The organism is Clostridium saccharobutylicum DSM 13864, from assembly GCF_000473995.1.
GTDB lineage: Bacteria > Bacillota > Clostridia > Clostridiales > Clostridiaceae > Clostridium > Clostridium saccharobutylicum.
The window spans coordinates 3,995,091-4,009,419 of record NC_022571.1 but is presented as its reverse complement, the minus strand read 5'-3'; the positions used below and the strand labels follow the sequence as shown (position 1 = coordinate 4,009,419).

Sequence of the window (14,329 nt, the reverse complement as noted above, 5' to 3'; positions counted from 1 at the left end):
CTATGATGTTTTTAGATGAAAAGATTGCCAAGCTTCAAAAGAAGGCTCATATGGCAAAAAAATATAAGGGCGCTGAGAAAACAATGAAAGAGGAAGAAAGTGAAAAAATAAAACTAGAGGGTTTAGATGAATTAACTCAAGAGGAAGTAACCGAAGCAATTAAAAGTGGCTCACTTAAGCAAAATGAAAAAAAATTAGATTTTGAAAATAAAACATTTTTTGAAGAAAAAATAACTATACCAATATTTAAAGACTTTTTTGATGAATATGCAGAAAATGAATCTGCATATTGTTGGAGTAAGAAATATGAATTTAGTGTTTTACTATATAAATCTGAATTTAAAGATGAAATTAGTAATGCTAATGAGTTATTAGAGAAATTTAAAACATTTTTTAAAGAAAATGATGCATACATTGAATTTTTAAGCTTAAATGAAGAAAAAAATGATGACTATAGCAAATATATTATTAATTCAAGAATGCCAACAGCTATAGATTATATATATCAATATATGGTGTGTATTAAATACAAAGATGAAATTATCAGTTTAATATTTACCTGTTTAGAAAAAGAAAAAAATCAATGGGAAAAGATTATGGTTGGAATTTCAGAACTAATGGAAATCAATATAGGAGCTGTGGAAGATAATGAATGAATATGAAGAAAAGTTTTTAAAAGAAATTGCAGAGCCTATTTTTAATGAGTATAAGAAAGCTGTCATGGCAAAGATTTTAAGCAATGAAGAAAGATTAAAAAAGCAAATATCGAAGACTTTAGAAAGTATAGCGGAGAAAGCAAAGGAAATAAAAGATTATAAAGTTAAATATATTGATTTTTCATTACTTCAAATTGAATTCTTAAGGGAAACTTATGAAGTAAGTGCTATAGCTTATGATGAAAATTGGTACGTTGAAGAAGGAATATTTGAAGTTTTTAGTATAGATTACATCTTTGATGAATTTAAAGATATTAAAGATAAATTATATAAAGATATAAAAAAGTATGTTGGAAAAATAAGAGCTTCTTCGATTGAACAATATATTTTAAAGCAATTGCCCATATATAATACTTATTTTTCTTATTTTTTAATAAAATGGTTAAAACAATGGGGTGAAGAAATGAGTTTTAAAGAAATGCCCAAAGATGAAACTTTGCAGGTAATATGGGGAGAATATAAAAATTATTCTCAAAAGGTATTTTATTATGATGCATCTGTAAAAACTGAAGAAATGTTTAAGGAAGAGGTAAAAAAATGCAAAAAAGAAGAAATGGTATTTTCAATGTGGACAGGCTTAAAAGTAAATAAGCTTACAATTGAAAATAAAGATATAAGCTGCATGAACTTAAAAGAAAGTAAGCTTAAAAATGTATTTTTTTCATCTTCTATGGCAGTAGGATTAAATTTTAAAAAAGCAGACTTAAGAAAATGTTATTTTAAAAACTGTGATCTAGGAGCAAGTGATTTTTCTGAAAGCTATTTAGAAGAGGTGGTTTTCGAAAATTGTATTTTAAGAAATATGAATTTTAAGAACTCACAGATTAATAAAGTATATTTAATTAATGGTAAAAAAGTAAAAATAGTACTTAATGAAGAGGATTTTAAATATCAAATATGATAATATAGAGGGGAGATGAGATACAATGCCACCAATAGCACTTGTAATTGGAGCAGCAGTAGCAATTGCCACAATAGGAACAGCCATATTACATATCAGCTCTTCTGAATCTAATAGTAGCAGCACAACAGATATTCCAGAAAAAAGTAATGATACGCTCAAGGATAAAGTAGAGTTTTTTTTGCTTAAGAAGTTATTAAATGGAATTGTAACGATAGAATCTAAAATTTCCAGCAGTGAAGCTAATGAAAAGCAAGAGCAGCAAGAGAGGATAGAATCTATATCTAGTACTTTAGGAAGCAAAGCAACTTCTATAGCAATGAATGCAGCACAAGATATTATAGCGCAATTAAATAATGCAAATACTTTTGATTCGGTAGCTGAAACAATTGCATCTGGAGTTAATGATGTAACAGCAGATTATTCAACTCATGAAGATGCAACGGCAAGTTTTCAAGCAGAACAACAGAATGGAACCTGGATAGAAACTGTACCAGCTTATGAACAAGAACCATGGACAGAGACATATCCAGCTCCAGAAAATACAGAACCACAGATAGAGTCATTCCCAGCAATACAAGATGAAGCTCCTACAATAACAGTATTTCCACATGCAAAACCAGAAATACCAAGTATAGAAACAATTCCAGCGGAAACACCTAAGGAGTTGGGGGATAATATACTTTGGAATAGTGGTAATAAGGGGGTAGCTGATGCTAAATATACAACTAAAATAAAATGGGGAATTAATGATATAGAAGCAAGACCATTTGGTAAGGGATTTTGGGGAAAAAGAATACCTCAGAAAAATACAAGAGTAGATGATTTTGAATTAAAAATAAACCCTAATGATGAAAGTTTTTATTTGCCACATCCTAATGGTGGATATGTGCAATTTGAAAATTTAGCTGGGGATATAGTACAAGACGGCAAGTTAATAATTAAACAGAAATCTTTTTACCATGTAGAAGATTTACCTAAATTTGCACAGAATAAGGTTATTCAAGAAGCAATGAGACAAATTGATTCAGCTAAAGCAGCAGGGTATAAAGTGGAGTGGTTAGTCTCAGAAGAAAAAGCTGTGAATCAATTAACTAGATTGTTTGAAAGAGAGAATATTGATATAACAGTAAAGTATTACCCTGAATAGAGGAGGAGAACAAGGTGAAAGTAATTAAAGAACTTGAATTAGAAAAAATGATTGCATTATCAAAATATCATACAGTTAGAACAATTGATATTAATGATGAAACACTTAAGAAAGTTTTAGTTTATTATGATTTTATAAGTAACAATATTGAAGATTTGATGCTAAAAGAAGATAAAAGTAAAATAATGTATAGTAAATATTATTGGTATACAAAATATAAACAAAGGTATTTTGAAGTGATTGGATATGATGCTGGTATAGAGCAAGAAGGATTTAAGTTATTAGAGGAGATTGAAAATGAGTTAGAATATGGAGTTGATTGGAGTATAATACAGGAAATTGAAGAAGGCGAAAAATAAAGTTGGATGTATGATTATAATTCTGTAGTGAGCAAATGAATTAATATTAAATCAGTGTTAAGATGGTAGTAACAGTAAAATTGATATGCTCCCTTTATAGTAGACAGTTAAAATAATAAAACTGTTTTTATAAAGGGGGTGTTTTTTATGGGCAGAAAAGAAAAAGTTTCTATTGAAGAAAAGCTAAGAGCTATTAAATCTTACCTATCAGGTGAAAAAAGTGCTGCACAAATATGTTCTGATTTTAACATCCATAATCAATCATTTAGGAATTGGATTCGTAAGTATAATATGAATGGTGAAAACGGATTAGTTGTTACTCATAAAAATAAAATTTATTCAGAAGAAATCAAATATATGGCAATTCATGATTATCTTGATGGCAACGGTTCATTGGAAAATATATGCACTAAATATGAAATTCCATCAATTTATAGTCTCCAATATAAATGATAAGATAAGAATGCAAGTAAATGATCATATAAGAATGTACAAATTAGTTTGAATAAACTATAATTACTCAAGATTTATTGGGGGTAATTATGATTATAAAAACTAATATTTATTCAGAACTTAAAATTAATACTTTAGAAGATCTTCATAAATTAAAACCGATTATGGAGGTAAACAATTTGAAGGTAAATAAAAGCCAAATAGCTAGAGAACTTGGGGTTGATCCTCGAACCGTAGGCAAATATTTAAATGGATATGTGAAACCTATCACTAGAAACTGCAAATCTAAGATAGAAGCTTTTGATCCTATTATAAAAGAGCTTCTGGGTAAAGATTCAATTCAAGTATTTTATTATAAGCACATTTTATAGCAATATCTTAAGTAGAATCTATATCCAGTACTTTAGAAGGTACGATAGCATCAGAAACAATTAATATTGCACAAGATATTGTAGAACAATTAAATGATGCAAATATTTTTGATTCGGCAGCTGAAACAATTGCATCAGGAGTTAATGATGTAACAGCAGATTATTCAATTCATGAAGATGCAGCAGCAAGTTTTCAAGTAGAACAACAGAATGGAACCTGGATAGAAACTGTACCAGCTTATGAACAAGAACCATGGACAGAGACATATCCAGCTCCAGAAAATACAGAACCACAGATAGAGTCATTCCCAGCAATACAAGATGAAGTACCTACAATAACGGTATTTCCACATGCAAAACCAGAAATACCAAGTATAGAAACAATTCCAGCGGAAAGACCTAAGGAATTGGGGGATAATATACTTTGGAATAGTGGTAATAAGACCAGCTATGTGAAGTCAATATCAGATTTAAAAAATACTGATAAATTTAGGTCAGGTGCTTTAGAACATATACTTGAAGGTGAGTTAAATGCCAGAAGTAAAGCTGTAGGATTTCATTATGAAGGAATGCCAACAGCAAAAGGTAATATAATACCAGGAACAGAGTCAGTACCTAATAAGTTTGGAGTTTATACTGCAAAGGTTGAAGTTAATGGTGTTCCTAAAACTGCTAATGGTGGGATTTCATCATTTTATCCTAAGACATGGAATGCACAAGATATGGTAGATGAAATAAACCAGGCATATAATAATAGAGCTTTCAAATCAGGAAATGAATTTTATGGATATGCATCAACAGGGTTGAAAATTAAGATGTATATAGATTCAAATACAAACAAGATAATTAGTGCTTTTCCAGATTATTAAAATAAGAGGAGAATAAAAATGAAAATAAAATATAATATTAGAGAAATATATTATCAAGGTGAAAAAGATGATATTGTATTTGACTTTGAGAATGAATATGAATTATTAGCAACATTTTTATCAGCAGATGTTCAGCCATTTAGTAAATATGTGATAGAAGCATTAGATAAGGTTCTAACTGGAGAAAGTGAATATGAAGAATTAAATGGGAACATATGTGGCATAGAAATTCATAAAGATAAAACTCAAGTATATGATAACTTAGCTGATGATGGGATGGGAAATTGGTGTGAAATTGAAACTAAAGAGCTTAGAGAACTAGTAGATATTTGGTGCAATGAGCTTAAAAGGTTTAAAGAGCATACTAAATAAGCTATTAAAGATATAAAATTTTTTAATAGCATCATAAAGAAATATTTAAGCAAGGACTATGACATAGGCTCATAGTCCTTATTGTCTCTCATAATAGCAAAAACAATATGTGTAAGTTTATGAGCAACCGCTCCAACGGCAGTGAGATGATGCTTACCTTCACTTCGTTTTTTGTTATAATAATCATTAAGAGGACTTTCGTGTAAAGTACAAGTCGAGGCAGCTAGGAATAAGGCACGTCGTAGGTATGGAGAGCCACGCTTAGACATCTTATTATTATTGGATAAGAACTGACCAGATTGCTTTACTGTAGGGTCAATACCAGCGTAAGCAACAAGGCTTGATGCATTCTTAAAGCGAGTTACATCACCAATTTCACTAAGAATAATAGCAGCAGTTACAGCTCCGATACCAGGAATTGAAGTTAAGTGGCAATCAAATTGATTATAATAAAATTCAATTTCCTTATCCAAACTCTTAATTTGATTTTCTATAAATAATACTTGATCAATTAATTGTTTAAGTTGAAATTTAAAGGCATTTTGAGCAATTTTAATTCCAAAGGTATTTTGTGCTGCATCTTTAATTTTTTCCGCTTTGACATAGCCAAGTTGGCCGCGACTATGTTCTTTTAAGAAGTCTGCTAATTCAGATGTATCTATTTCCAATATATCTTCAGGTGTTTGATATTTTTCAAGTAGCTTTTTAGAACTAATACCCCAAGTATCAGAAAAGAGTTTTTCATATTCAGGAAAAACTTGATCTAGAACAGTGATAATTCTGCATTTAAGCTCAGAAACACTATCAACTAAAGATAGCCTATATCTGCAAAGCTGTCTTAGGGAAAGTAATTTATCGTTAGCAAGCTGAGTAGTTGTAAATCTGCCGAATCTTATGACTTCAGCAATGATAAATGAATCTACAGTGTCATTTTTAGTTTGGCGAATATATAGGTTTCTAAAGCTGTCAGATTGAATAGGATTTATAACATTAATCGAATAACCTTTTTCAAGCAAGAATGAATATAATGAAAGCCAATAATGTCCAGTAGCTTCCAAGCCAAAGATAACTTCGGAAGAACCAATATTTTTAGATATGTATGTAATTAATTTATTTGCACCGCTATGAGAGTTTGTAAATTTAAGTGATTTACCGATGATAGTGCCAGTATTATCAATAATAGTAGCTTCATGATTATTTTTGCCAATATCAATACCTACAATATACATAAAAACATCTCCTTATTGTTTTAGATAGAATCCTCAGTTCAATGCAAGTTACATCCTGGTTCGATATACGAAGAATTATAATAATATAACCAACATCCAGCTTATACGCAACATCTCGCAGAGATGAGGTGACAGTCTTAGTCACGAGGTCAAAGAAGCCTCAAGGGGGCGAACGTACAATGTCGTCAACTTAGTAAAATAGTAATGAAAAAATTACTACAAATTTCGAATAGCGTATGCTATATTTCTTAAAAAATGGTATAATTAATAAACCTACTGGCAAAAGTAGAATTTTGGAAATATTTAGTTTTTACAAACTTATATGCAAGATTTCCTTTGAGAATGATGCTTTTTCCTTGGGTGCTTGTTTTTTCGCTCACAATTACGGTTTGGACGTATTTGTGAGCGTATTTTTTTAGCTTTTTCTAATATATGTTCTAATATTCTTTTTCCTGAAATAGGCTTTACCATCATAACTATTATCTTCTTCAAAACGTCACATAATATAAAATTTCTATTTGCTTGATATTCTGATTTTAAATTTTTATCTTTATTTTTATTTGCTATTGCAGCGTCGGCATCTTTCTTTATAAGTGCTGCAACCATAGATATATAAATAGATGCATAAAAATCTTGTTCAATTGCAATTGGCTTAGTTCCAGAAAATTCTTCTATTTCAATACTACTTTTAAGTTCTTTATATTTGCATTCAACTCCCCATCTAAGAAAATACAATTCTTTAAATTGATTAGGAGTAATAATTTCATCAAATATATTAGTTACTAATATTTCTGTGGTGTCAGCAGAAAGTTTTATTTTTATAACTCTTACTTTTTTCAATTCTCCTTTTGATTTATATTCAAAAATACAATCTTCAGAAGAAATAGATTGTATTATCTTAAATGAAGATGATATTCTCATTAAGAAAAATAAATTTCTATCGTTTAAATAATCAAACATATCATAAGAAGGATAGCCCCTATCAAAAATTACAATGCTATTATTGAGTAATTTTTCATTATTAAGTGTATTTATATGTTGTTTGGCCATTTCTCTTTCGCTAGTTCTAAATTTAGTTACAGACGCATCAATTATTATATCATTTAATACATCATATAAGGCTGACGCCGACGCAATAGCAGTTTGTACTTTATTTTGATTTTTACTTAATCCAAAATATTCACCACATTCAATTGTATCAGGAACTTGCAAAGAGGTTCCATCGACAGCAAGAACATTAAATCCATTCCACTTTTTTAAATTGTTTGTTGAGCTATAAAAAGAATCAACAAATAATCTGCATAATTCTTTAAATGCTTCAGGGGAAATATTTTGTCTTGCTTTAGAAAATGCTTGTTTTGATATACAAGGAAAATCTAAATATGTATGCTCTTCAATGAAATTACTTATTTCTGTAGCCATAGATTTTCGTAATGCGGAGCAAATAAAATGTACTGCATTAGAAAAAGATAATTTTCTTTTTCTTGAAAATGAATTACCTAAGCTATACGCTTCTTTAAACTCATTGGAAATAATTAATTTATTTGTTTTCTTTAAAATTTGGGATAATAATTTAATATTTTTCATAAAATCAAACCTCGCTATAAATTTAATATCTATAACGAGGCTTCATTTTTTCTAATTATTGTCAAGTGTTTTTTTTATTAATTTTATATATTTCTTTAAGTTGACGACATTGGGCGAACGTAAACCTCTATCTACACGAGAATATTGTCTCAAAATTAGAGTTATTAAACAACAGTTATTTCAAGTAACTTTAGAGTTATAGAAGAAATTATAATTAAAGTTTAGGTAGGAACTGCTGATTAATCTTTACAAGCTTATCATACCAGGGGGTAGGAGAAGCTGATTTAGATGGCGTTAGAATAATCAATAAAGCATATGCAGGACAAACGTACCAATTAAGTGGGGACTTAGCTGAAAAGTATCCAAATGGAGTTGAGTTCACAGAAGAAGGGTTCCCAGATTTCAGTCCATATAGTACTAAGACAGTAACAGTTGACAACCTTGTAGGTGATGCTTACTATGATTTTATCAAAGCAAATGAAGCAGCAGGATATGATTCGACACCAGAAGGATACACATGGCATCATGTTGAAGATGGTAAAACAATGGAATTAGTCCCATCTGATTTGCATGGTGCAGTAAAACATACAGGAGGAGCAGCTCTAATCAGAAAAGGTATAAGGCCATAAAATGAGGAGGATGAATATTAATGTTAATACCAAATATTGAATTAAAAAATGGAATGTGGAATGGAAAGATACATCTAGAATATTGGAATAACTTTTTTCAAAATAAAGAAGATATTGAGTTGAATATTGGTGGTGATTCAAAGACGGAGAAATTGGAAGAAAGTCATAAAAATGGTTATGAATATATATCTTCTAATCAAGAGGAATTACTTAATCTAATTTTAAAAGAATTATTAAAACAATATCCAATTTTGCAAGAAGAATATGGCTATGAAGAAGAAGAACTTGAAGAAATCATGCCTAATGTTGAACAAATCTTAGACTTTAGAAAATTAATCAAACCTAAAAGAATTTATATCTTAAATATTGAAAATGATGGTATTCCATATATAGGGGTTCATTTTCTGTGTTCATGGGATGAGGAACAGGATTTTGGGGTTATGTTGAATAAAGATAGAATTATTAAAATGGGTGGTGCAGATACTGCTTTTCTATCATGGATAGCTAAGAACGATAAAAAAGCTTTGAATTAAGATAGATAGAGTTTAATAATAGTTATTATAAGTAATAGTAACTGCAAGAAGTTAATTGTATTCAAACATACTGCATAATAAGCAATAAAGTAACTACAAAAAAATAATAGTAGCAAGGATATAATGAAATTAATAAAAAGTGTAAAGTAATTGAATGCATAATTCTAATTCTGTAGTAAGTTTGCAGTTTGCTGTGTGAAAAATATACTCTAAAAACAACAAACAGCCATCAAAAAGAAGTTTCAATGCCAGTTACTATAGAAACATAGGGCATTCTGTAAAAACTTCTTTTGATGTCTGATTCAAGCTAATAACAAAATTCCAATGGATGCTGTAAAGGTATCTGTTGGAATTTTTCTTTCTAATGTCTAACTTTGGATACAATAGGACATAGATTGGTACACGGTAATTAAGGATGCCTTGAAACCTTTCAGGGTATACGAATAATAAATAAAATGCCAATAAAAAATATTCTATATATAGCTTCAGCCCCAAGACCAGCGTAGAATCTATATCCAGTACTTTAGGAAGCACAGCAACTTCCATAGCAATGAATACAGCACAAGATATTATAGAGCAATTAAATGATGCAAATACTTTTGATTCGGTAGCTGAAACAATTGCATCAGGAGTTAATGATGTAACAGCAGATTATTCAACTCATGAAGATGCAGCGGCAAGTTTTCAAGCAGAACAACAGAATGGAACCTGGATAGAAACTGTACCAGCTTATGAACAAGAACCATGGGTAGAGACATATCCAGCTCCAGAAAATACAGAACCACAGATAGAATCATTCCCAGCAATACAAGATGAAGCTCCTACAATAACAGTATTTCCACATGCAAAATCACAAATACCAAGTATAGAAACTTTCCCTACCAATAAACCTAAGAGTATTGATGATTTTATATTAAATATTATTAGTAACTATAAACCAGTTAATTATACTGGCACAACTAAAGTTAATGGTAAAGTGATTGATATTAGTCGCAGAGTATACCAGTATGATGATATTGATTGGAATCGTGTTGATATAGAAAGTGGATTGAATAATAAGCAATTGGCACAAAAGGGATTTGCACCATATGCCAATGATGGAACTAAGATAGAATTACATCATCTGCTGCAAATGGAACCTGGAACTATGGTGGAAATTTCAGCAAGTTTGCATGATGAGTACAACAAGATACTACATCAATGGGTAAAGTCTGGAGAAAGTTTTAGAAATGATACAACAAAAGATAAACAATATAATAATTTTAAGAGAAAATATTGGAGATGGAGAGCAAAAAATTTATAGTAATATGAGGAGGATGTAATATATGCACAAAAAAGATATAGAGAAATTTATTAATGAAAATGAAGAAGACGCATTTTTTACTGGTGGAATTGATTATATAAAAATAAATGATATAGAAAAACAGTTATGTATTAATTTTCCGGAAAGTTACAAGTGGTTTCTTGGTAAATATGGATTTGGGGGAATTTTTGGAGTTGAAATATTAGGGTGTGGTAAAGGGGGAGTACCATCAGTAATAAGAGAAACAGAAAGATACAGGAAATTGGGATTGCCTTTAGATTATGTAGTAATAAGTAGTAGCGATGAATGGGTATATTGTTTAGATTTAAAAAATGGAGATAAGCATGATTGTAAAATAATAAGTTGGGATAGGAATATAGGATTTAGAAAAATAGAAGCAGAAAGTTTCTTTCAATTTATTTTAGAAGAATTTAAAGATGGAAAAGATTCATGGGATTAAGAACTCTAAAAAAAATATAAAGAGGTATCTATTATGTATAATATTAGTCACTTTGGATTATTAGATCAAGAAAGTCAATTGGAAATCTTAGAATGTTTTATAAAGAATGATGAAGATTTATTATTTCAACATAATGGAAGAGATCCAATAAAAGAAGAAGATATAACATACGAGTATATAATATCTGAAAGAGATGATTATTTTGAGTATTTTTGCCAAGACGTATGGTTTTATTATGATGACGCATTGAAGGAAGAAATAGAAAATAAAGTGAAGAAAATATTATTTGAAAGTATATATGGTAAAAATAATATTTACGATTTAGAGAAACGAAATGAAATAGAAGAAAGACTCTTTAAAGATTTAAAAGATGATGATTTAGATATAGAGGATGAAGTATTAGAAAAAATTAAAAATATAATATATATAGAAAGTTATAATAATAACTATGATAAAGTGGAAGAAGAATTTGTATCTCAAAGGGAATTATTTATCAACAATTCATATATAGATGAAGAAGGAAAAAAAAGTATTGAAGGAACAATGAAATGGTATAAACCACAAAACAAAGAAGAATATTTACATGCAATGAAACAGGAAGTTTTCTATGTATGTATAGCATTAAAAAGAGGTTCAAGTTTTGAAGAATATTCATATGCTTTAGCTTATTATGAGACATCAGAGGATTATGATTTAGTGATTTTTGAAAATAATGAGGATGATTTTCAAAATGGAGTGCTTAATAAAATAAAATCTAAGAATCCGGAAATAGCAAATAATATCCATAAAGTAGAGTCATAAAAACGATATATGTAATTTGTACAGTAATTAATAAATATTTTTGGTAAGCAATTATGTGTATAATAAAATTATACTTCTTAGAAGTTCAACATATTAATTGAGATTCTAAGGAGCATTTTTCTAATAAATTGTTTTTATATTAAGGTAGTAATAGATATGAAAGTGGCATTTGAAGACGAACAATTTGAGAATGATGTAAGAAAAAGTATAAATAAATTAGAGGGGGATATCACTAAAGAAGATTTAATTAATCTTACTGAACTAAGTATTGAACATTATAGTGATGAGCCATGCATTAGAAGTATAGAAGGGATACAATACTGTGAGAACTTGAAAAAACTAGAGCTGATAGAAATTTACATAAGTGATATTTCACTATTAAAAAATCTCAAGAACTTAGAGTATCTTGACTTAAGAAGTAATTGTATAAAAGATATTGATGATATTAGCAATCTTAAATCAATAGAATATTTAAATTTAACTCATAACCCTATTGAAACAGTGGATGCAGTTGAAAAGCTACCAAATTTAAAATATTTAGAGTTACCTAGAATACCTGCAAAATTTCCTGAATTGATGTATCCGATGAAATTATTGTCTATAGGGATTCCCGATAATTGTATTGATTTAGAATTTTTGAGTGAGTATGAAAATATTAGGGAGATTTTTTTCCCTAAGTGGGTAGAAGATTTTAATATTGTTAAAAGGTTCATTAAGAGACTTGATACAATAGAGAAAATACATTTATATAATAGTAAAATAAAAACTTTAAATTCTTTAGAAGGGTTTGCCAATTTAAAGACATTAGATTTATATGCAAATAGTATTAAGGACATCACAGGACTAAAATATTTAACAAATTTAGTTGAACTTGATTTAAGTATAAATCAAATTAGTGATATTTCGTATATTAGTCAACTGAAAAAACTTGAAAAATTATCATTAGATTCAAATTTAATTCAAGATATTAGTGTTTTAGAAAATCTTAAAAATTTAAAAGAATTAAGCCTAATGGAATGTGGAATAAAAGATATATCACCACTGAAATATCTAGTGAATTTGGAGAAATTATATTTAGACTATAATAAAATTACTGATATAAGTAGTATTGAAAATTTATCTAAATTGAAAGTATTATGGATGGACGGGAATGAAATAAACAATAAAGAGATTCTTAAAAAACTAAATATAGAAGATGTTATTTACTAAAAATATGTGTAGCTTTATGTTAAATTGTATATATAATTAATTAACCGAATTTAGTATTAATTTAAGATTAATATTATAGTAGATTTGAATCAATTTATATTTAGTATTATAAATTGATTCTTTTTATATAGTAATTTTAGAATTATATGAATCATTGGTTTTGTGATTTTTGAAAATAATGAGGATGATTAAAAAAATAGAGTGTTTAAAAAAATAAAAAGTTAAGAATCCGAAAATAGCAAATAATATCCACCAGAAACAGGCCAATCCAACAAAAAAATAATGTAGATTAATAGATTTAATGGAAAAATATTTATATATAATAAATAATTGATTTTGAGGTAAGTTTAGATGAAAAAACAAATAAAAGAATTTATAAAGAATGATATATATTTTATGGAAGTTTTATCAGATAAAATAATTATCAATGATAACTATAATGGTATATTAGTATTTGACAAGAATCTTGAATTGATAAAGAAATTAGAAATATTTGAGGATATAACAATATATTATTCTTTTGTTAATAATATTGGTGGAGAAATCCTATTATTTTGCCCAAATAATGAGTGTATAGTGTATATTAACATTGAAACTTATGAATATGAAGTAATTTATCTTAAGAATGGATTAGAGAATTTAATTTTTTCGAATTTATATGAATGGAATGATAATGGGTTAATTTTGTCAACATACAATGGTGAATTCTATAGTGTTTGTATAGATGAAAAATTAATACAAAAAATTGATTATAAAGAAGTTGAAAGATTATATCCTAAGTTAAATAGGTTTTATCGAGAATCGACTAATCAAAAAATTATAAAAGTGTTGCCAGATGAATATACTGCGATTGTTGAGGCGGAAAAGAATAATATAAATGCAATTAATTATGAAAAGGAAACTAAACAAACACTTAATAATGTTTCGTTTAATTTTATTGATATTGAATTTAGAGAAGGAATATTTATTTTATTTGATGAAAATAGAATAGAAGTGATTGAAGTTCATGGTAAAGAGGTACTGAACCTGGAGGACGATTATATATTTTTGAAGGCAAAGTTTGTTAATAAAATGGACGGTATTTATCTTTTAATATTAAGTAGTAGTAATTCAAATAGTGATTGTTCTAGAATTGATATTATTCAGATATCTACCTTGTAATTTGATAAAGTGCAATTTTAACTTTTAAAGTTTAAATATAGAGGAAGACTTTTATAATACGACAACTATTTATATTATGATTGAATGAATGGTTGTATATTAATAAAACTGGTAAAAAAAGTAAAGATTTCGAATGTAGAAGTAAAGATATTACATATAATTAGTTCAGCCAGTATTGTAAAATAGTTCTTGTAAACGATTAGCAAAGAAGAAAGCTGAGGTGGGT

The 14,329-nt window shown here is 28.3% G+C and carries 16 protein-coding genes and 1 pseudogene; 15 read left to right on the top strand and 2 right to left on the bottom strand.

Going from position 1 to position 14,329, the window contains the following annotated elements:
* The first annotated feature begins 2 nt into the window (after positions 1 to 2).
* The 8 genes and pseudogenes from CLSA_RS17585 (at position 3) to CLSA_RS17550 (ending at position 5,191) form a co-directional block, all read left to right on the top strand.
* Positions 3 to 656 carry a hypothetical protein gene (locus tag CLSA_RS17585; RefSeq protein ID WP_022748262.1) on the top strand — a complete coding sequence of 218 codons (654 nt, stop codon included), beginning with the start codon at positions 3 to 5 and terminating at the stop codon, positions 654 to 656.
* Positions 649 to 1,617 (top strand): pentapeptide repeat-containing protein, encoded by a 969-nt coding sequence (locus CLSA_RS17580; protein WP_022748259.1) that lies wholly within the window; start codon positions 649 to 651, stop codon positions 1,615 to 1,617. Before CLSA_RS17585 ends, CLSA_RS17580 begins: the two co-directional genes overlap by 8 nt.
* 25 nt (positions 1,618 to 1,642) lie before the next feature.
* On the top strand, positions 1,643 to 2,767 hold the full coding sequence (locus CLSA_RS17575; RefSeq protein WP_022748255.1) for a hypothetical protein: 1,125 nt from the start codon (positions 1,643 to 1,645) through the stop codon (positions 2,765 to 2,767).
* Positions 2,768 to 2,781: 14 nt separating this feature from the next.
* On the top strand, positions 2,782 to 3,126 hold the full coding sequence (locus tag CLSA_RS17570) for a hypothetical protein (protein WP_022748253.1): 345 nt from the start codon (positions 2,782 to 2,784) through the stop codon (positions 3,124 to 3,126).
* A 147-nt stretch (positions 3,127 to 3,273) separates the two neighbouring features.
* On the top strand, positions 3,274 to 3,579 hold the full coding sequence (locus tag CLSA_RS17565) for a transposase (RefSeq protein WP_022748250.1): 306 nt from the start codon (positions 3,274 to 3,276) through the stop codon (positions 3,577 to 3,579).
* 89 nt (positions 3,580 to 3,668) lie between these two features.
* Positions 3,669 to 3,947: pseudogene (locus CLSA_RS17560) on the top strand (IS21 family transposase); the annotation flags it as partial.
* A gap of 455 nt (positions 3,948 to 4,402) precedes the next feature.
* Positions 4,403 to 4,819, top strand: a complete 417-nt coding sequence (locus tag CLSA_RS23200) for an EndoU domain-containing protein (RefSeq protein WP_022748246.1) — start codon at positions 4,403 to 4,405, stop codon at positions 4,817 to 4,819.
* Between the two features lie 18 nt (positions 4,820 to 4,837).
* The gene (locus CLSA_RS17550) at positions 4,838 to 5,191 is read left to right on the top strand and encodes a hypothetical protein (protein ID WP_022748244.1); all 354 of its coding nucleotides are present in this window, start codon (positions 4,838 to 4,840) and stop codon (positions 5,189 to 5,191) included.
* A 56-nt stretch (positions 5,192 to 5,247) separates the two neighbouring features.
* On the opposite strand, the gene CLSA_RS17545 is transcribed toward CLSA_RS17550, so the two are convergent.
* Both CLSA_RS17545 and CLSA_RS17540 read right to left on the bottom strand, forming a co-directional pair.
* On the bottom strand, positions 5,248 to 6,420 hold the full coding sequence (locus CLSA_RS17545) for an IS110 family RNA-guided transposase (protein WP_022748240.1): 1,173 nt from the start codon (positions 6,418 to 6,420) through the stop codon (positions 5,248 to 5,250).
* Between the two features lie 318 nt (positions 6,421 to 6,738).
* Positions 6,739 to 8,007, bottom strand: coding sequence for an IS4 family transposase (locus CLSA_RS17540; RefSeq protein ID WP_022744203.1), 1,269 nt, complete (start codon positions 8,005 to 8,007; stop codon positions 6,739 to 6,741).
* 242 nt (positions 8,008 to 8,249) lie between these two features.
* On the opposite strand from CLSA_RS17540, the gene CLSA_RS24495 reads away from it, so the two are divergent.
* From CLSA_RS24495 to CLSA_RS17510, 7 genes are all read left to right on the top strand, one after another.
* Positions 8,250 to 8,636, top strand: a complete 387-nt coding sequence (locus CLSA_RS24495; RefSeq protein ID WP_077393814.1) for an HNH endonuclease — start codon at positions 8,250 to 8,252, stop codon at positions 8,634 to 8,636.
* A 20-nt stretch (positions 8,637 to 8,656) separates the two neighbouring features.
* Complete coding sequence (locus tag CLSA_RS17535) at positions 8,657 to 9,169, top strand: DUF6985 domain-containing protein (RefSeq protein WP_022748230.1); 513 nt, start codon at positions 8,657 to 8,659, stop codon at positions 9,167 to 9,169.
* Positions 9,170 to 9,719: 550 nt separating this feature from the next.
* Positions 9,720 to 10,472 (top strand): HNH/ENDO VII family nuclease, encoded by a 753-nt coding sequence (locus CLSA_RS22655; protein WP_022748226.1) that lies wholly within the window; start codon positions 9,720 to 9,722, stop codon positions 10,470 to 10,472.
* A gap of 22 nt (positions 10,473 to 10,494) precedes the next feature.
* Positions 10,495 to 10,932: an SMI1/KNR4 family protein gene (locus CLSA_RS17525; protein WP_022748223.1), complete on the top strand. Its 438-nt coding sequence runs from the start codon at positions 10,495 to 10,497 to the stop codon at positions 10,930 to 10,932.
* A 33-nt stretch (positions 10,933 to 10,965) separates the two neighbouring features.
* A complete protein-coding gene (locus CLSA_RS17520; RefSeq protein ID WP_022748220.1) occupies positions 10,966 to 11,733 on the top strand; it encodes a hypothetical protein in 768 nt (255 codons plus the stop codon).
* A gap of 156 nt (positions 11,734 to 11,889) precedes the next feature.
* Positions 11,890 to 12,942 carry a leucine-rich repeat domain-containing protein gene (locus CLSA_RS17515; protein ID WP_022748217.1) on the top strand — a complete coding sequence of 351 codons (1,053 nt, stop codon included), beginning with the start codon at positions 11,890 to 11,892 and terminating at the stop codon, positions 12,940 to 12,942.
* Between the two features lie 351 nt (positions 12,943 to 13,293).
* A complete protein-coding gene (locus CLSA_RS17510) occupies positions 13,294 to 14,103 on the top strand; it encodes a hypothetical protein (protein WP_022748214.1) in 810 nt (269 codons plus the stop codon).
* Positions 14,104 to 14,329 lie beyond the last annotated feature (226 nt).

Excerpts from the sequence above, each read along its gene's own strand:
- CLSA_RS17585 (WP_022748262.1), top strand. The coding sequence starts at position 3 with ATGATGTTTTTAGATGAAAAGATTGCCAAGCTTCAAAAGAAGGCTCAT.
- CLSA_RS17580 (WP_022748259.1), top strand. The coding sequence starts at position 649 with ATGAATGAATATGAAGAAAAGTTTTTAAAAGAAATTGCAGAGCCTATT.
- CLSA_RS17575 (WP_022748255.1), top strand. The coding sequence starts at position 1,643 with ATGCCACCAATAGCACTTGTAATTGGAGCAGCAGTAGCAATTGCCACA.
- CLSA_RS17565 (WP_022748250.1), top strand. The coding sequence starts at position 3,274 with ATGGGCAGAAAAGAAAAAGTTTCTATTGAAGAAAAGCTAAGAGCTATT.
- CLSA_RS17550 (WP_022748244.1), top strand. The coding sequence starts at position 4,838 with ATGAAAATAAAATATAATATTAGAGAAATATATTATCAAGGTGAAAAA.
- CLSA_RS17545 (WP_022748240.1), bottom strand. The coding sequence starts at position 6,420 with ATGTATATTGTAGGTATTGATATTGGCAAAAATAATCATGAAGCTACT.
- CLSA_RS17540 (WP_022744203.1), bottom strand. The coding sequence starts at position 8,007 with ATGAAAAATATTAAATTATTATCCCAAATTTTAAAGAAAACAAATAAA.
- CLSA_RS17535 (WP_022748230.1), top strand. The coding sequence starts at position 8,657 with ATGTTAATACCAAATATTGAATTAAAAAATGGAATGTGGAATGGAAAG.
- CLSA_RS22655 (WP_022748226.1), top strand. The coding sequence starts at position 9,720 with ATGAATACAGCACAAGATATTATAGAGCAATTAAATGATGCAAATACT.
- CLSA_RS17525 (WP_022748223.1), top strand. The coding sequence starts at position 10,495 with ATGCACAAAAAAGATATAGAGAAATTTATTAATGAAAATGAAGAAGAC.
- CLSA_RS17520 (WP_022748220.1), top strand. The coding sequence starts at position 10,966 with ATGTATAATATTAGTCACTTTGGATTATTAGATCAAGAAAGTCAATTG.
- CLSA_RS17515 (WP_022748217.1), top strand. The coding sequence starts at position 11,890 with ATGAAAGTGGCATTTGAAGACGAACAATTTGAGAATGATGTAAGAAAA.
- CLSA_RS17510 (WP_022748214.1), top strand. The coding sequence starts at position 13,294 with ATGAAAAAACAAATAAAAGAATTTATAAAGAATGATATATATTTTATG.